Annotated in this window: 14 protein-coding genes; 6 read left to right on the forward strand and 8 right to left on the reverse strand. The window is 70.4% G+C overall.

Going from position 1 to position 16,702, the window contains the following annotated elements; all coding sequences use genetic code 11:
• Positions 1-8 precede the first annotated feature (8 nt).
• The 3 genes from ACFX43_RS15925 to ACFX43_RS15935 all read right to left on the reverse strand — a co-directional run bounded on the left by ACFX43_RS15925 (position 9) and on the right by ACFX43_RS15935 (position 3,237).
• Positions 9-704 (reverse strand): sugar phosphate isomerase/epimerase family protein, encoded by a 696-nt coding sequence (locus ACFX43_RS15925; protein ID WP_378828673.1) that lies wholly within the window; start codon positions 702-704, stop codon positions 9-11.
• Positions 705-778: 74 nt separating this feature from the next.
• Positions 779-2,224 carry a hypothetical protein gene (locus ACFX43_RS15930; protein WP_378828683.1) on the reverse strand — a complete coding sequence of 482 codons (1,446 nt, stop codon included), beginning with the start codon at positions 2,222-2,224 and terminating at the stop codon, positions 779-781.
• A 26-nt stretch (positions 2,225-2,250) separates the two neighbouring features.
• Positions 2,251-3,237 carry a hydroxyacid dehydrogenase gene (locus ACFX43_RS15935; protein ID WP_378828693.1) on the reverse strand — a complete coding sequence of 329 codons (987 nt, stop codon included), beginning with the start codon at positions 3,235-3,237 and terminating at the stop codon, positions 2,251-2,253.
• Between the two features lie 214 nt (positions 3,238-3,451).
• Here ACFX43_RS15935 and ACFX43_RS15940 point away from each other — a divergent pair, with 214 nt between their 5' ends.
• From ACFX43_RS15940 to ACFX43_RS15950, 3 genes are read left to right on the forward strand one after another with little or no spacing between them, the layout of a single operon-like run.
• The gene (locus ACFX43_RS15940) at positions 3,452-4,711 is read left to right on the forward strand and encodes an ABC transporter substrate-binding protein (RefSeq protein ID WP_378828706.1); all 1,260 of its coding nucleotides are present in this window, start codon (positions 3,452-3,454) and stop codon (positions 4,709-4,711) included.
• Positions 4,712-4,741: 30 nt separating this feature from the next.
• Positions 4,742-5,728, forward strand: a complete 987-nt coding sequence (locus ACFX43_RS15945) for a carbohydrate ABC transporter permease (protein ID WP_378828722.1) — start codon at positions 4,742-4,744, stop codon at positions 5,726-5,728.
• Positions 5,725-6,597, forward strand: a complete 873-nt coding sequence (locus ACFX43_RS15950; protein ID WP_355019271.1) for a carbohydrate ABC transporter permease — start codon at positions 5,725-5,727, stop codon at positions 6,595-6,597. The genes ACFX43_RS15945 and ACFX43_RS15950 overlap by 4 nt, the downstream gene beginning before the upstream one ends.
• Here the strand turns inward: ACFX43_RS15950 and ACFX43_RS15955 are convergent.
• The 3 genes from ACFX43_RS15955 to ACFX43_RS15965 are packed head-to-tail and all read right to left on the reverse strand — an operon-like array spanning position 6,587 to position 11,699.
• Positions 6,587-8,902 carry a GNAT family N-acetyltransferase gene (locus ACFX43_RS15955; RefSeq protein ID WP_378828739.1) on the reverse strand — a complete coding sequence of 772 codons (2,316 nt, stop codon included), beginning with the start codon at positions 8,900-8,902 and terminating at the stop codon, positions 6,587-6,589. The genes ACFX43_RS15950 and ACFX43_RS15955 overlap by 11 nt on opposite strands.
• The gene (locus ACFX43_RS15960; protein WP_378828745.1) at positions 8,899-10,251 is read right to left on the reverse strand and encodes a lysine N(6)-hydroxylase/L-ornithine N(5)-oxygenase family protein; all 1,353 of its coding nucleotides are present in this window, start codon (positions 10,249-10,251) and stop codon (positions 8,899-8,901) included. Before ACFX43_RS15960 ends, ACFX43_RS15955 begins: the two co-directional genes overlap by 4 nt.
• Positions 10,248-11,699, reverse strand: coding sequence for a pyridoxal phosphate-dependent decarboxylase family protein (locus tag ACFX43_RS15965; protein WP_378828752.1), 1,452 nt, complete (start codon positions 11,697-11,699; stop codon positions 10,248-10,250). The genes ACFX43_RS15960 and ACFX43_RS15965 overlap by 4 nt, the downstream gene beginning before the upstream one ends.
• A gap of 105 nt (positions 11,700-11,804) precedes the next feature.
• Between ACFX43_RS15965 and ACFX43_RS15970 the strand changes: the two genes are divergently transcribed.
• Positions 11,805-13,061, forward strand: coding sequence for an MFS transporter (locus ACFX43_RS15970; RefSeq protein ID WP_378828760.1), 1,257 nt, complete (start codon positions 11,805-11,807; stop codon positions 13,059-13,061).
• 4 nt (positions 13,062-13,065) lie between these two features.
• Here ACFX43_RS15970 and ACFX43_RS15975 read toward each other — a convergent pair whose 3' ends face one another.
• Positions 13,066-13,653, reverse strand: coding sequence for a DUF4232 domain-containing protein (locus tag ACFX43_RS15975; protein WP_378828766.1), 588 nt, complete (start codon positions 13,651-13,653; stop codon positions 13,066-13,068).
• 58 nt (positions 13,654-13,711) lie between these two features.
• The gene (locus ACFX43_RS15980) at positions 13,712-14,635 is read right to left on the reverse strand and encodes a type II CAAX prenyl endopeptidase Rce1 family protein (protein ID WP_378828787.1); all 924 of its coding nucleotides are present in this window, start codon (positions 14,633-14,635) and stop codon (positions 13,712-13,714) included.
• Positions 14,636-14,782: 147 nt separating this feature from the next.
• On the opposite strand from ACFX43_RS15980, the gene ACFX43_RS15985 reads away from it, so the two are divergent.
• Entirely contained in the window at positions 14,783-16,033 is a 1,251-nt protein-coding gene (locus tag ACFX43_RS15985) for a sensor histidine kinase (RefSeq protein WP_378828805.1), read from the forward strand.
• Positions 16,030-16,689 (forward strand): response regulator transcription factor, encoded by a 660-nt coding sequence (locus ACFX43_RS15990; RefSeq protein ID WP_355230297.1) that lies wholly within the window; start codon positions 16,030-16,032, stop codon positions 16,687-16,689. The genes ACFX43_RS15985 and ACFX43_RS15990 overlap by 4 nt, the downstream gene beginning before the upstream one ends.
• Positions 16,690-16,702: the final 13 nt, after the last annotated feature.

The following is a 16,702-nucleotide window of genomic DNA, read 5'->3' on the forward strand; positions in this document are numbered from 1 at the left end:
CAGAGCGGTCAGGTCGCCTGCGCGATCCACTCGCGCAGGCGGCCTGCCTCGCTCGGCAGCAGCGACAGGTCGTCGTCGGGCAGGAACTCCAGCAGGACGTCGGTCGGTCGCCCGGTGGCCGCGAGCATCTCCATGGCCGCTGGCCACAGGTCGGCGCGGGCCGCCAACGGGAGGCGCTCGTGACGTGGCCACCACGAGAACGCGTGCACCGCCCGCACGTGCGGGAGCAGCCGGGCGAGCCCGGCGAGGGCAACTTCTGCCGGCTCGCCCACCCGGGGCTGCCAGTAGGTGCCGACGTTCGGCCGGTCCACCTCGGCGAGGAGGTCGAGGGTGGACTCGACGGTGTCCGCCAGCGTCAGGTCGTGGTGCTCGAAGGCGAGCTCGAGGCCGTGGCCGGCCGCCTCGTCGGCCAGTCTCTGTACGCGGCGTACGACGTCGGCGCGCTCGACGGGGGAGGCCTCGGCCGAGCCGCTGGTGCCCGCCCAGATGCGTAGGCGTGTGGACCCCAGCGCCAGGGCCGCGCCGATCAGCGCGACCCCGTCGTCGTCCGGCGTGGCCCGCCAGTAGGTGCCGTAGGACGCGACGGCCAGCCCTGCCGCAGCGGTGGCCTCGGCCAGGCCGCGCAGGTCGCCGGCAGGTGGAGCATGGACGTCCGCGCCCCACTCGACGCAGGCCAGACCGGCCTCCGCGGCGGCCTCGAGCACCCCATCAGTCGGGACATGACGGGCGGTGACCGAGCACAGCCCCGGGCGCAGCAGGGGCCGGCCGGTGGGCGTGCTCAGAGCGTGCCCCGGTAGGTCGTGCCCAGCGTGGAGACGTCGGTCGGGCGATCGGAGGTGTCGACGCGACGCATGCCGTCGTTGGTCTCGAGGAAGAGTGGCGCCTCGGGGTAGTGCAGCTCGTCGTCGAGCGGCTCCTTGTCGGTCCACGCGAAGAACTCGCGCCCGAACACCGCCCGGTCCTTGCGGCCGTAGAGATGGAGGTCGCCGGCGGTCAGCGGGCTGCGGATGCACCAGTGCACGCCGTGCTCGGCCCATACGGCCCGATTGGTCATCAGCACCGACTGGCGCTCATCGGGCGTGAGCACGGTCGCCCAGAAGTCCGGGCCCGGGTCCTCGACGTCGTCGGCGAGAAAGACCAGGTCGTGGGCGTGCCAAGCGGTGCTCGGGGCGACGTCGGCCTCGGTGCCCCAGTGGGTCGCCGAGGCGAAGTAGCCGGCCGGGGCCTGATAGTGCGCGTACGTCGCCCGACACCGCGCCATGAACTCCTCGAGCTCGGCGTCGGGGCGCACCCGGCACACCTCGCGGATGCCGTGCAGCGACAGTCCCATGCCCGCGATCAGCATGGGGGTGTCGCTCTTCAGCGTCGTGCTGGGTGCGACGTACCAGTAACGGTGGAAGCGGGTCTGGCCGTCCGCGTCGGTCCACGCCGAGCGGGCGACGTGGCGGCAGAGCCGGACCGCCTCGTCGAGGTAACGCTGCTCGCCCAGGCGCAGGTGGCCGAGCAGCAGCGGCATGATCATCAGGCCGTAGTACTCCGCGGGCTCCAGGATCCCGCCGGCGACCCGATCCTCGGCCTGTCGCCAGGTGCCCGAGGAGTCGGCGTCCGGGACTCCGGGCTCGTGGTGGCGGGCGACGAGGAGGTCGAGGTCCTCGCCGATCTCGGCCAGGCCGCTGTCGTCGCCGGTCACCTCGGAGAGCAGCAGCTTGACCCACACCCGTGCGTACTCCTGGTTGCAGGTGCCGTCCTCGGCCGGGCGGCCGCCGCCGAAGGAGTAAAGGGCGACCAGGTTGCGGCGTACCACCTCGATGATGCGCTCGACCTCGGCGTCGTCGAGCAGGTGCCGGGCGTGCTTGAGCCCGAGGAGCAGACCGATGCTGCCGGTGGCGTTGTGGATCAGGCCGGTCGTGGCCGACTCCCCGACCTGGAAGCCGACGTGCTTGTACTGGCCGTCGTCCTGCAGAGCGCTGCTCTGGAAGCGCATCATCCGGCGCCACACCTCGGCGGCCCGGTCATCGGGCTGTGCGGCGAGGAGTTGTGCGACGGCGCCCAGCGCCGGCGCGGAGAAGGCGGCGTGGCCGCTGGTCCAGTCGAGGAAGGTCGCGGGGTTCGTGCCCCACACGCTGTGGTTGTGGAAGCCGTTGATCGCCCCTTCGTCGGTGACCCAGGTCAGGAACCAGCGGGTGAGGTGGGCGAGGTCGGGCGCAGGGGTGGGGGTCGTCACGTCGGTCTCCGGTTTCAAGGTGTGGGTCATGCGCTGGTGGCCAGGCTGGCGGGGTCGACCGGGCGCAGAGGCGGCCGGCCCTCGATGAGGGCACGCACCTCGTCGACGGCGCTGCGGCCCAGGCGGTGCAGCTCACCGCCCTGCGAGCCGGCGATGTGCGGGGTCAGGGTGACGTTGGGGAGGCTCCACATCGGATCGTCAGCGGGCAGCGGCTCGGGCTCGGTCACGTCGAGAACCGCGCGCAGCCGGCCCGACACGACCTCGGCGCGGAGCGCGTCGTGGTCGACGATCCCTCCCCGAGCGGTGTTGATCAGCGTCGCGCCGTCGCCCATCAACCCGAGCAGGCGGGCGTCGACGAGGTGCCGGGTCTGCGGCAGCAGCGGTGCGTGCAGCGAGACGACGCGCGAGCGCGCGAAGAGCTGATCGAGGTCCACGAGCTCGGCGCCCAGCGCGGCGGCGCGCGCTGCGTCGATCGTGGGGTCGCTGACCAGGACGGTGAGGTCGAACGGGGCGAGCAGCTCGATCAGCGCCCGGCCCGTGGCCGAGGCGCCCAGCACGCCGATGGTCGTGCCGTACGCGCCGTCGATGGTGTCGTCGACGGTGAGATCGGGAGCCACCCGCTCGGCGCGGAACCGCTCGGTCAGCGGCAGGACCGACTTCGTCGTCCACAGCACCGCGGCCAGGGCGTACTCGGCGACCGGGCGGGCGTTGGGCTCCACGCCGCAGGTGACCCGGAGGTCACGCTCCCAGGCCGCCGGGGTGAGGAAGTACTTCACCGAGCTGGCGGCATGGACGACGGCGCGCAGCCGTGACATCCGGGCGAGCGCCGACGCGTCGATGGTCGGCGTGCCCCAGGCGGTGATGAGCACCTCCACCCCGGCGGCACGTGGGTCGTCGTAGGACGTCAGCACCCGGTCGGCATCGATGTCGACGAGCTCGCCCAGCTCGGCCAGAAGGCGTGCATCGAAGAACCGATGCTGAAGATGGGGAGTCATCGCAAAAGCGGCGCGCACGAGGCGGATCCTCTCGGTCGTCGAGGCTGTCGGGCCGTTTCGGAAACGGCGAGATCTGGGCTTGCCCATTTAAACATAAGATGTGTTATCTTCGTCACGTTGGCGCCCGGGATAGCGCTTTCCTCACTCCGGTGGTCGGCAGTCCGAATCGCCAGAGTCCACGCGAACAACCTCCGTCGGATGAAGATCGACGGACGACGAAACGGAGATTCCTGTGGAGACACGACGCTTGTGGAGGGCGGGTGCTGTCGCAGCGGTTCTGCTTCCCCTGATCGCGACCGCGGCCTGCGGAGGCAACGGCGCCGCCAGCGACGACAGCAAGGAGGTGCGGGTGCTGGTCAACCTGACCGACAACCTCACCAAGGACTTCTGGAACGATCTGGTGAAGCCCTTCGAGGACGAGACCGGCATCGACGTCAAGATCGAGGGTCCGACCGGCACCAACGTGAGCGAGACCTTCAGCTCTCAGCTCGCGGCGGGCACCGCCCCCGACGTGGTGCAGTCGATCTTCCCGGACGACCAGATCGCTCCCGAGGTGCTCGACCTCTCCGACGAGAGCTGGGTCGAGGACACGCCGATGGTCGACACCTACGCCATCGACGGCAAGCGACTGGTCGCCGGTGTCGGCTCCCAGGCGCAGTCGCTCGTCTACTACAACAAGACGGCGTTCGAGAAGGCCGGCATCAAGGCCACGCCGCAGACCTGGGACGAGTTCGACGCCGCGCTCGGCAAGCTCGCCGACGCCGGCTACACCCCGCTGCAGACCGCGGGCCAGTGGGAGACCGGCCTCCAGCTCCAGCAGCTGTGGCACCCCACCCTCAACACCGAGCAGCCCGAGTGGCAGTCGGCCGTCGCCGACGGAAAGCTGACCCTCGGTGACGCCTTCGAGCCGATGTTCGAGCACTACGCCACCTGGCTGGGCGACGGCTACATCAAGAAGACCGATGTCGGCCTCGACCCGACCACGGCCGACGCCAACTTCATGGACGGCAAGGTCGGGATGTACCCGCTCGGAAGCTGGCTCGTCGCCAGCCTGGACAACGCGGGCGAGCTTCCGTTCGAGGTGGGCGTCTTCTCCCCGCCGGTGGACGAGGGCATGGCCTACCCCGGCCCGCAGGGCGCCACCATGGCCAGTCCCTACATGGTCTACGCCGGTAGCGAGCGCTCCGACGAAGCCCTCCAGCTCGTCGAGTACCTGGTGACCGACCAGGCCGCGATCGAGAGCCAGCTGACCGCCGACGGCGTGTTCCGTGCCGGAGCCTCCGTCGAGCAGTCCCCGGTCGCGACGGAGATCCAGGCGATCATCGATGAGGCACCCGAGCTGGTGGCGGTGGGCGAGGGCGCGGGCGACATCCGCCTTCCCGTCGTGGGCCTCAACGACAAGTTCACCGAGATCGTGCAGAGCCTCTACACCGGAACCAGCCCCGAGGACGCCGCGAAGGCGCTCGATGACTGGGCCGAGCAGAATGGCTGACCCCTCGGGGCCACGACGAGGAGAACGATGATGGCTCTCATGAGCGCCGGCAACACCGAAAGCCCTCCCGCGGCAGCGGACCTCCCGCGGGAGGGAGGGGCCCGGCCTCGCCGGGCGATCGGCCGGTCATCCGGTTCCCGTCCGCGCACCTCGCGGTGGGTGGAGGCCTCGATGGTGCTGCCCGCGTTGGTGGTCTTCGTCGGCCTCCTCGTCGTGCCCGTCGGGTACGCCGTCTACTACAGCTTCACCGACTACAACGGCTTCCCGACACAGACCCCGGAGATCGTCGGCTTCGACAACTACGTCAGGCTCTTCGAGTCCGCTGATGTCCGAGGCTCCATGGTCGTGACCGCGATCGTCGCGGTCGCGGGGTCGATGGTGATCAACGCCGCGGCACTGGGCCTGGCCCTCCTGCTGTGGCGCACCACCCGCTTCACCGCGTTCGCCCGGGTGGTCATGTTCTACCCTCACGTGCTCAGCCTGATCGTGGTCGGCTTCCTCTGGTCGGCGATCCTGGGCCCGCAGGGCGCCGTCAACTCGCTGCTGGAGGGCGTCGGGAGCAGCCCGCTCCCGTTCCTCAGCGACGAGACCTGGGCGCTCGCCACCCTGATTCTCGTCATCGCCTGGGCGCAGTTCGGCGTCCAGCTGCTCATCTATCTCGCCGGGCTCCAGGCCGTGCCCGCCGAGCTCTTGGAGGCCTCGCGCATGGACGGTGCCAATCGCTGGCAGACCTTCCGCCACGTCACCTGGCCGGCTCTCGCGCCGTCGGTGACGGTGGCCCTGATCACCTCGATGATCTCGCTGATCAAGACCTACGACGTCGTCGTCTCCCTGACCGGCGGTGGGCCGGCAGGCTCCACCAAGACCTTCGCCTACCAGATCCTCGCCGTGGAGTTCCCCAAGCGACAGGTCGGGCTGGCCTCGGCAGAGGCCGTGGTCCTCATCCTGGTGGCTGCGATCCTCGCGTTCGGTGTGCTCGCGCTGCGACGCCGTCACGACCAGGGGGTCCAGGAATGAGCGCCCTGCGAGCACTGACGGGTCGCCGGAGCCTGACCGGCGAACGTCGTACGCCGGCCTGGTACGCCGCGGTCACAGCGCTGTGCCTGTTCATGCTGGTGCCGATGTATCTCTTGGTCGTCAACGCGTTCAAGGACCAGCGCGACATCGTCAGCAGGCCCTTCTCGCTCTCGCCCGGCCAGTTCACGCTCGAGCATCTCGTCGCGGCCTGGAACAACCCGGACTTCGACATCGCGTTCGGGTACGCGGTGACCATCGGGTTGGTCATCTGCGTCAACATCGTCTCCATCGGCGTGTGCGCGCCCGCGGCGTACGTCATCGCGCGCTCGCCACGTCCGGTGTTCGGTGCGGCGCTGCTGTTCTTCATCTCGGGCATGTTCATCCCGACCCAGGTGATCCTCGTACCGGTGATCTTCGTGCTCCGGGCTCTCGGGCTGATGTCGACGTTCCCCGGGCTCGTGCTCTTCATGGCCTCGGCGACGGTGCCGTTCACGATCTTCGTCTTCACCGGGTTCATCCGGATGCTGCCCGCCTCGCTCGACGAGGCGGCGGCGATCGACGGTGCTGGTCCGTACCGGACGTTGTGGACGATCATCCTGCCGCTCATGAAGCCGATCGTGGCGACCGTGTTCATCCTGAACACCTTGAGCGTCTGGAACGACTTCGCCAGCCCGCAGCTGATCCTGGGGCCCGGCTCGGGCCTCTACACGGTCACCACCGGTGTCTATGCCTCGGTGGGGGAGTACTCCGCCGACTACACGCAGGTGTTCCCCACGCTCCTGCTCGCCGTGCTTCCCATCCTGGTGATCTTCGTGCTCACGCAGCGTTGGGTGATGAGTGGCCTGGCCGCGGGAGCGGTCAAGGGGTGAGGTGTGGGCGGCCAGGTGNGACCGGATCGGCGGCCGGTTCCGCGACGGGGTTGGCCAGCGTGCCGGCGAAGATGAGCGACTCTGCCTGGTCGGTGATGTCCACCATCTGCAGGGTGTTGCGCAGCTGGAGCCGGTTGAGGCAGGAGTGGCGGAAGCGCGGGCGGAGGAAGTCGTAGCGCGCGACCGCGTCGGCCAGCTCCGGGTGGTCGGCGGCATGGTCGACGATGCAGGCTCGCGCCTCGGCCCAGAACTCGCTCTCCGGCAGCACCCCCTCATCATCGAGGATCGCGGCGACGTAGCGCAGCACCCCGTCGAAGATGTCGGTGTGGACGGCCAACGCCTTGACGTCGTCGGGGAAGGAGCCGCGGATCCGGGAGACCTCCTCGGGCAGCGGCAGGTCCCCCATCACCGCCACCTCCTCGCCGATGTCCTTCATGAACATCCGCACCGGGACGTGGTCGCGCAGCACCATCACCAGGTTCTCGCCGTGCGGCATGAACACCAGGTCGTACGCGAGCAGGCAGTGCACCAGCGGGCGCAGGTAGGCGTCGAGGTAGCTGCGCACCCACTGCCGAGCGGGCAGCCCGGAGGCGCGGACCAGCTCGGCCGCGTACGAGGCACCGGCAGCGTCGCGGTGGAGCAGCGCCGCCATCGTCGCGCACCGCTCCCCCTCGGAGAGCCGCGGCACCGGCGACTCGCGCCACAGCGCGGCGATCATCTTCCGGTAGGGCGACGGGCTAGGCAGGGAGTGGAACACGTCGCCGGTCCAGCCGATCGAGGCGAGCTCGCGCAGCACCCCGAAACCGCGCTCCTTCAGCTCCGCGTCGCCCTCCACCAGGTCGGCGACCCAGTCGTTGATGGCCGGAGTGGCCGCCATGTAGGCCGGCGAGAGCCCCCGCATGAAGCCCATGTTCTGGATCGACAGCGCGGTCTTGACGTAGTGCCGCTCGGGACGGCTGGTGTTGAAGTACGTCCGGATCGACTGCTGCGGGCGGTGGACGTCCTCGCCCTCGCCGACCAGCACGATCCGGCGGGCGGCGACGTCGGTGGCGAAGGTGACCGCCAGCTTGTGGCGCCACTGCCACGGGTGGACCGGCAGGTAGCGGAACGCGTCCGGGTCCAGCCCGAGCCCGCGCAGCTTCGACGCGAACCGGGCCAGCGTCGCCTCGCCGAGCTCGGCCTCGTAGAGCGCCCGCTCGTCCTCGCCACGGCCCAGGGCCAGGTGGGACTGGTCCCGGGAGACGGCGACCCACAGCAGGCTCAGGTCGTTGCTCGTCTCCGGCGCCCAGCGGGCGTGGTCGTCGATGTCGAAGCCGATCCGGCCGTTGTTGGCGACGAAGGCCGGGTGGCCCTCGCTCATCGCACCCTCGACGCTCTGGTGGTCGGCGTCGACCAGGTCGGCGGCGGTCAGCGTCTGGTGCTCGAGCTTCCAGCAGGCCGAGGCGATCGTGGCCGCCAGCTCCTCCAGGTAGGTCGGCAACAGCTTGTCCGGGATGCCCAGATCGGGCGCGAACTCGGCGACGAACGCCTGCGCGTCGACCTCGGCCTCCTCACCCCCGGTCGTCCGGACGATCGAGGCCGGGTCCACGACCCAGTGGTCGAGCTGGAAGCGGCGCGCGGTGAAGGCGTAGGTCGAGGACGGCCCCTGCAGCTCCCACCCCGTGTCGGTGGCCACGGGCGCGATCATCCGCTCGTGGCTGAACTCCGCGATCGCCTTGGCGACCAGGTGGCGGTGCGCGACGCGCAGGTTCTCCGGGCGCAGGTGCGCGGCTGCGTACATCTCCCGGGTGCAGACCGAGAACATCGCAGTCTTCTCGCCGATGCTGATCTCGCGCAGCTCGACGAAGCCGGCCTCGGTGTTCTTGCGCCGGATCGCCTCGTTGCGTACGTCCGGCTCGACCACCACACGACGGACGCCGGGGTCCGCGAAGCAGTGCCGCATGACCGCCCGGAAGACCCGGGTCGTGTAGCCGGTGACGGGCTCGCCTGAAGTCGGCGCGACCAGGACGTGCATGCCCAGGTCGCCGGCGGCGAGGTCGGGCACGTGGGCCTGCCCCGGAACGCACAGTCCAGCGAGCTCGCTGCGGGCGGGGTCGTAGGTCTCGACCAGGAACGCCGGCACGCCGTCGACCCGGCCGAGCCAGGCGTCGTGGTGCGGGTGACCGGCGATGCGCGCGTACTCCGCGGCGACATCCTCCAGCGTGGCGTCCAGCATCATCCAGTACGCCGAGCGCGGGTGGGTCACCCAGGAGTGGACGGTGGCGAGGTGGGCCTCGATGTCGAGCGGCTCGATCGTGATCCTCATCGGTTCTCCTCCGTAGGCTGAATCTTGAAGCGGTCGGGGACGCCGAACTCCTGGAAGGCGACCCGCTTCTCGACCGGGTACGGCTCCCGGCCGAGGATCGCAGCGAGGATCACCGAGCTGCGGTAGGCGCCCATGCCGAGGTCGGGGGCGACGAAGCCGTGGGTGTGCTCCTCGCCGTTCTGCACCCAGATCTCGCGGTCGGCGGTGTCGACCGAGAAGGTCGAGCTGGCGGCGTAGCGCCCCTGCTCGTCCAGGCGGAGCCGGTCGCGGACGGGCTCCAGGAAGGCCGGGATACCGGCGCGGTATCCGGTGGCGAGGACGAGCGCCTCGGTCGCCATCTCGTAGTCCTCCTCCTGCTCCACGTGGTGCAGCGCGAGGTGGTAGCCACTCCCGGTGCGGGTCACGCCACGCACCTCGGTGTTGGTCAGCAGCGTGGTCTCGGCCGCCTCGGTGACCGACCGCGTGTAGAGCGCCTCGTGGATCGCGTCGATGGTGTCGCCCGAGATGCCCTTGTAGAGGCTCTGCTGCGCCTTCAGCAGCCGGTCACGCTTCTCGCTCGGAAGCGCCTGGAAGTAGGCGGAGTACTCCGGGGAGGTCAGCTCGAGGGTGAGCTTGGTGTACTCCATCGAGAAGAACCGCGGGCTGCGGGTCAGCCAGGCCAGCTGGTAGTCGTGGTCGGGCTGGGCGGTCAGCAGGTCGAGGTAGACCTCGGCGGCCGACTGGCCGCTGCCGACGACGGTGATGCTGCGTCGGGTGACGAGCTCGTCCTTGCGGGCCAGGTACTCGGAGCTGTGCAGCGCGGGCCCCTCCGCGGCCACGGCCTCGGCCGCACACTCCGGGACGCGTGGGGTCGTCCCGGTCCCGAGCACCAGCCGCCTGGTCCGATGGGTCTCGCCGGAGGCGGTGGTGACGAGGTACGTGTGCCCGTCGTGCTCCACGGAGGTGACCTGCTGCCCGAAGCGCACGGAGTCGAGCCGCTCGGCGACCCACTGGCAGTACTGGTTGTACTCACGCCGGTGGGGCAGGAAGTTCTCGCGGATGTAGAACGGGTAGATCCGGCCGGTCTGCTTGAGGAAGTTGAGGAAGCTGAACCGCGAGGTCGGATCGGCCATGGTCACCAGGTCGGCCAGGAACGGCACCTGCAAGGTGGCCTCGTCGAGCATCATCCCGGGGTGCCAGTCGAACCGGTCGCGTCCCTCGAGGAAGAGGCAGTCGAGCTCGTCGATCGGGTCGGCGAGAGCGGCCAGGCCGAGGTTGAACGGGCCGAGCCCGATCCCGATCAGGTCGTGGACGCGAGCTGATCCATCGGAGGCTGTGAACACAGTTGCGGGAGCCGTCGGCGTGGTCATCGGGCGACCTCCGGAACGGCACGGCCCAGAGAAAGGCCCAGCGTACGGACCTGCTCGATGATCTCGAGTACGTCCTGCACCGAGGCCTTGGGATTGAGCAGGGTGAGCTTGAGGAACTGCCGGCCGTCGACCTTGGTCGCGGCGACGACACCGCGACCGCCGCTCCACATCTCGGCACGGATGCGGCGGTTGAGGTCACCCAGAGCGTCCTCGTCCAGGTGCGGGTCGACATAGCGGAAGACGACCGTGGAGAGCTGGGAGGGCGTGATGACCTCGATGTCGGGCTGCACGCTGAGGATGTCGTAGACCTCGCGGGCGAGGTCGATCACGGTCTCCAGGTAGGCGCCGATCTGGTCGGGGCCCATCGTGCGCAGCGTCAACCACAGCTTGAGCGCGTCGAAGCGGCGGGTGGTCTGCAGGGACTTGTCGACCTGGTTGGGGTTCTCCGACTCCCGCGGGTTGAGGTAGTCGGCGTACCAGGAGGCGTGCTGCATGGTCGCCAGGTCGCGGACCAGGAGCGCGCTGGAGGAGACCGGCTGGAACCAGGTCTTGTGGTAGTCGATCGTGATCGAGTTCGACCGCTCGATGCCGTCGAGCAGGTGGCGATACCTCGGCGAGGCGAGCAGCCCACCGCCGTACGCCGCGTCGACGTGGAACCAGACGTTGAAGTCCTGGCAGGCGTCGGCGATGGCGTGGAGGGGGTCGATGACGCCGAAGTCGGTGGTGCCGGCGGTGGCCACGACCGCGGCCGGGACGAGCCCGTCGACGACGCACTCGTCGAGCGCCTCGCGCAGAGCGACGACGTCCATCCGGTGCTCGGCGTCGGTCGGGATCGCGATCGCAGCAGCGTCGCCCATCCCGAGCAGGCGAGCCGACTTGGCGATGGAGAAGTGGCTGTCCGCGGAGGTCAGGAAGCGCAGCCGGTCCAGAGGTACGCCGCGGCGCTCCGCCTCACCACGGGCCAGGAGCAGCGCCTGCAGGTTGGACTGGCTGCCGCCGCTGGTGAAGATGCCGTCGCGGGTCGCCTCCGGGTAGCCCGCGCGGGCCGCGGTCCAGTCGATGAGACGGCGCTCCATGAACGTACCGCCCACGGACTGGTCGAAGGTGTCCATCGAGGTGTTGACGGCCGCGATCAGCAGCTCCCCGACGAGGGAGGGGATCACGACCGGGCAGTTGAGGTGGGCGGCATAGGAGGGGTCGTGGAACCAGACCGCATCCTGGAGCCACAGCTTGCTGACCTCGGCCAGCGCGGCGGCGCCGTCGACGAGGGGGTTGTCCAGGTCGACCTCGGCGACCGGTCCGGCGGCCTCCTCGGGCGAGATTCCGGTGGTGGGGCCCTCGAGGGTGGCGAGCTGGTCGACGAGCAGCCGGATTGCTTCGGTGATGCCGCTGGTGTACTCACGAGCATTGTCGGGGTGGAACAGATGCTCCAAGTGCGGTGCGCTCACTGGTCTCCTTCGACACGGGGGGGATTAGGTTAGGCGAACCTAAGTGAGGCTACCCTAAATCCATCCCCGCCAGACAGGTGGGCCCGAGAGAGGACGATCACACCCGTGCCGCACTCCCCCACCCAGGCCACCCGCGTGCTCGCAGGTTTCGCCTTCGCCTCCCTCGGCAACGGCCTGACCCTTCCGTTCCTCTACGTCTACATGGCCCAGGTCCAGGACCTCGGGTCATCGACCGCCGGCTGGATGTTCGCCTGGATGGGTCTGGTCGGCCTGGCGGCCGCCCCCGGCGTCGGAGCTCTCCTCGACCGGTTCGGGCCTCGCGCCGTCCTGCTCGCCGCGCTGATCGCGGAGGCCGTCTCGATCGGGTCGCTCGGCTTCGTCGACGGGGCCGTGCCGACGATGGCGGTGCTGGCCGGCGTGGTCGTGGGCGCCTCTCCCCTGTGGCCGGGCACGACGACGCTGCTGGCCGGGATGGTCCCGACCGAGGACCGCGAGCGGGCCTACGGGTTCGCCTTCCTGGGGCTGAACGCAGGCATCGGCGTGGGTGGTCTGGTCAGTGCGTTCCTCATCGACGTCGCGCGGCCGGAGACGTTCCAGGTGCTCTATCTGTGCGACGCCGTCGCCTATCTCGTCTATGCCGCGGTGCTCGCCTTCCTGGTCCGCTCCCCCGCCCGTCCCGCGCAGGACGACGCGGACGACGCGACCGCCGGCTCCTGGGGCGAGGTGCTGCGGGACCGGCGAGCGGTGGCCCTGGTCGGCTGCGGCGTGCTCGCGGTGACCTTCGGCTACGGACAGCTCGAGGCCGGTGCGACCGCCTACGCCGTCGACGTGGCCGGGGTGCCGGCGACCGCGCTCGGCTGGGCCTTCGCCGCCAACGCCGCCGTGATCGTGTGCGGGCAGGTGATCCTGCTGCGACTCACCTCCGGGTGGCGGCGTACGACCGCACTGGCGTGCGCCGTGCTGACCTGGTCGCTGGCCTGGAGCGTGCTGGCAGCCGCCGACCTGATGCCCGTCGCCGGCGCGGTGGCCGCCGTCGTGATCGGCCTGGCGATCTTCGGCCTCGGCGAGACGCTGTGGGCGCCGATCGTGACCGGGCTGGCGAACACCATCGCCCCCGACCACCTGCGCGGCCGTTACAACGCCTCCCTCGGTCTCACCCTGACCCTCGGCCAGATCCTCGGCCCCGCGCTGGCCGGCTCCCTCATCGGCAGCGGCCTCGGCCACCTGTGGGCGGTGGTCGTGATCGGCGGCACCCTCACCGCGGGCCTGGTGCTGACCCGGCTCCGGTTCCTGCTCACCGCGGCCGAGGACGGCGCCCCGGAGGCCGAAACCTCCGGAGAGCCCGTCGACGCACGGATCTGATCGATCAACTGGAGAACGGAACCGCCTTCGTGGCATCGGTGTGCCAGTTGGTGCCGATCGGCTGGTCGACCTCGGCGGTGCTCGGCAGCTTCAGGGACACCGGGTCCATGTCACCCTCGTGCGCGGAGACGATGATCTCCTCGAACTGCACGCCACCCTCCTGCGGTCCGCTGTGCGGGTTCACCCCGGCGTACGCCTTGGTGGAGCCGGTCATCGTGATCGGCTCGCCCATCGCATGCTCGCTCGGCTTCACGTCGCCGGAGAGGTCCGAGCCGAAGCCGGCCTCGATCGTCGCGCCCTCGAGGGCGCAGGTCACGCCGGGCTTGGCGCTCGCGGTGACCAGGTAGTAGCCGCCCGCCTGGGACTCCTCCGAGACCGTGAACGACAGGTCGCCGGTGGCGCACGCCCCGCCGCCGTCGTCGGTCGGCTCCGTCGACGGCTCCATCGACGGGGTGGTCTCCGCCGACGGGCTGGGGCTGCTCTGCTCACGCCCGCTGTCGGTCGTCTCAGAGGAGCACGCCGTCGCGGCGAGCGCGAGGATCGCGGGGGCAAGGACGAGCGGCGCGAAGCAGCGCCGGACACTGTTGGGCATCGGCTCTCTTGTCATGGTCGGTCGAACAGATTCCACGAGGTGTTCGTGACGACTGCATTCATACCCGAGAAGTAAAGTGATCGCGCTCCTCCCGGTATCCGAGCCGCCCACGTGTCGCGAGGACGAGGAGCGCCGCGACGACGCCCGACCCGACCAGCAGCGCGAGCTGGAACTGGTCGGCGTCGACGTCGGGGAAGACCTCGGTGAAGGCCACCGACGCGAAGTTGTTGACGCTGACGTGCAGGAGCATGGCCAGCGGAAGGCTCTGCCCGGTGCGGTTGAAGACCCAGGTCATCACGATGCCGAAGGTGAAGCAGAAGCCCGCGAAGACGAGCGGCGCGAACCAGCTGACCTCCGGCCAGCTGGCCCAGTCGGTGAGGAAGAGCGGCATGTGCCACAGCGCCCAGATCGGACCGAGCACGAACGCAGAGCCGAGCGGCCCGACCCGGCGCTGCAGCCGGGGCAGAGCGAAGTCGCGCCAGCCCGGCTCCTCGGCGAGACCGGTCGTGATCATCTGCATCAACAGCCCCGGGACGTACGCCACCGCCACGATCAGCCACGCCTGCGACGGTGTCGCCATCTGCCCTCCGGTGGCCTGGACCGAGACGATGATCGCGGCCGGCACGCCGATCAGGATGCCGGCGTACCAGCGCCAACTCGCCCGCCAGCGCCACATCCCCTTGACCCAGGCGCGCAGCCCGGCGCGACCGCCGACGATCCCGGTGACCAGGGCGGCGCTGCCGATCGGGCCGAGGTAGGCACCCGGGAGCATCCCGAGGAGCTGGCCGCCGATCACACCGCCGGGGAAGGTGAGGTCCAGGACCCCGAGACCGCTGTTGGACAGCACATAGGGCGTCCACGCCATCCAGCTCGCCGCGAGGGCGAGCACGAAGAACGTGGAGAGCTCATGGCGGCGTACGAAACCTCGGAGACCTTGGTCCGGTTCGGTCACCGGCTGGGTCATTGGCTGGGTCGTGGTCATGGTCGTGCCCTTTCGAATCGGTCGAGTTCCTGGCGGTCCTGAACCTACGAACGGGACGGATCTGGTCGCGTCTGGCAAAAGGGCGAACCTTCGGACTTGCATCGAAAGATGCTGGTGACCGGGACCGGTTGCGGAAAGGATGATGGCGTGAGCGACGAGACGACCCGGATGGCCCCGCGACTACTTACGCCCATCGTGGTCTGGCTGGTCACCACGGCACTGCTGGTGGCCGCGCCCGGCCTCGACTCGGCCGAGGCCGAGATCGGCGGGAGCCCGGCGCTCGGCAGCGGCGGCTGGTGGTTCGCGCTGGTGGTGCTCACCGCCCAGGCGGTGGTGCTCCTCGAGCGGCGCGCGCGGCCGTTGGCCGTGCTGCTGGTCGTGGCCGCCGCCTCGGTCGTGCTGGCGGTCAGCGGCGCGGGCGACACCACCAGCCTCGCCTCGGCGGCCGTGCTGGTCGCGGTGTGGTCAGCGGTGACCTCGGTGTCCCTCCCCCGCCGGATCCGGCCGCTCGTCGGGGCCCTGACCGGCGCCGGGCTGCTGGTCGCGCTCGGCACCTGCCTGAGCCAGACGAGCATCGGCCTTGCGGTCGGCACGGCGGTCCTCGCCGGCCTCGTCCAAGGTGCGGGCGTGATCGCCGCTCCGGCGCTGCTCGCCGCCACCGTGCGCGCACGCCGCGACGCGCGGGCGGCCCGGACCGACCTGGCGGACGCCGTCGACCGCGAGCAGTCCGCCCAGATCGCCGCGGCGATCGCGGAGGAGCGCACGGCGATGGCCCGCGAGCTCCACGACATCGCCGCCCACCATCTGACCGGCATCGCGGTGATGACGGGCGCGGTCGAGCGGCAGATCGACACCGACCCGGCGGGCGCGAAGGAGTCCGTACGCCAGGTCCGCACCCAGAGCACCGCGATGTTGCGCGAGCTGCGTGGGCTGGTCACGCTGCTGCGAAGTCCGGGGCAGGCCGAGGAGGCGAGCGGCCATGAGCGCCTGTCCCAGCTGGGCTCGCTCGTCGACGACGCCCGTCGTGCCGGCCTCGAGGTGTCGTTCTCCACCCTGGGGGCCGGCACGGTCACCGAGACCGTCGGGCCGCTCGCCCAGCTCTCCGCCTATCGCACCGTGCAGGAATGCGTCGCCAACGCCGCCCGGCACGCGCCGGGTGCCCGGTGCGAGGTGGTCCTGGACGCCCGGGATCCGGCCGAGGTGGTGGTGACGGTGCGCAACGGGCCGTCGCCCATCCCACCCGCTGGGACGCCGCGTCGGCGTGGCCTGGGTCTGGTCGGCATGCAGGAGCGCGCCGACCTGACCGACTCGAGGCTCGAGGCCGGACCGACCGCCGAGGGCGGCTGGCAGACGCGGCTGCGGATCCCCGCCACAGCGACCGCGGAGGTGGCCGGATGATCCGGGTCGTGGTCGCCGACGACCAGCCGCTGGTGCGTGCCGGTCTGCGTACGCTGCTGGAGACCGAGCCCGACATCGAGGTCGTCGCGGTGGCCGAGGACGGTGCCGCCGCGGTCGAGCGGGCGCTCGCGCTGCGGCCCGACGTGGTCTGCATGGACATCCGCATGCCCGGCCGCGACGGCATCAGCGCCACCCGCGAGCTCTGCGGTCCCGACGTCACCGACCCGATCCCAGTGCTTGTCCTGACCACCTTCGACATCGACGACTACGTCTTCGGTGCCCTCGAGGCCGGCGCCTCCGGCTTCCTCCTCAAGGACGCCGACCCCGACGCCATCGTCGCCGCGGTCCGCTCCGTCGCCGCCGGCCACGGCACCCTCGACACCTCGCTGACCCGCCGCGTCCTCCGCGAGGTCGTCACCCGCAGGCGTACGCAGCCCGTCACCGCCGCGCGCGCCAGCGAGGTCCTCACCACCCGCGAGCTCGACATCCTTCTCCACCTGGCCGAGGGTATGTCCAACGAGGAGATCGCCCAGGCGCTCGTCCTCGAGGTCTCCACGGTCAAGTCCCACCTGGCCCGGATGATGCCCAAGCTCGGCGTGAAGTCCCGTCTCCAGGCTGCCGTGTGGGCCTACCAGTCGGGACTCGTCGAGACCTGAGGCGAGCCTGGTC

Origin of the sequence: Nocardioides sp. YIM B13467, from assembly GCF_042788075.1 — a bacterium.
GTDB lineage: Bacteria > Actinomycetota > Actinomycetes > Propionibacteriales > Nocardioidaceae > Nocardioides.

What these genes read in the sequence shown, in the direction of transcription:
- ACFX43_RS15945 (WP_378828722.1), top strand. Translation starts at nt 4,742, where the DNA reads ATGGCTCTCATGAGCGCCGGCAACACCGAAAGCCCTCCCGCGGCAGCG.
- ACFX43_RS15950 (WP_355019271.1), top strand. Translation starts at nt 5,725, where the DNA reads ATGAGCGCCCTGCGAGCACTGACGGGTCGCCGGAGCCTGACCGGCGAA.
- ACFX43_RS15960 (WP_378828745.1), bottom strand. Translation starts at nt 10,251, where the DNA reads ATGACCACGCCGACGGCTCCCGCAACTGTGTTCACAGCCTCCGATGGA.
- ACFX43_RS15975 (WP_378828766.1), bottom strand. Translation starts at nt 13,653, where the DNA reads ATGCCCAACAGTGTCCGGCGCTGCTTCGCGCCGCTCGTCCTTGCCCCC.
- ACFX43_RS15980 (WP_378828787.1), bottom strand. Translation starts at nt 14,635, where the DNA reads ATGACCACGACCCAGCCAATGACCCAGCCGGTGACCGAACCGGACCAA.
- ACFX43_RS15990 (WP_355230297.1), top strand. Translation starts at nt 16,030, where the DNA reads ATGATCCGGGTCGTGGTCGCCGACGACCAGCCGCTGGTGCGTGCCGGT.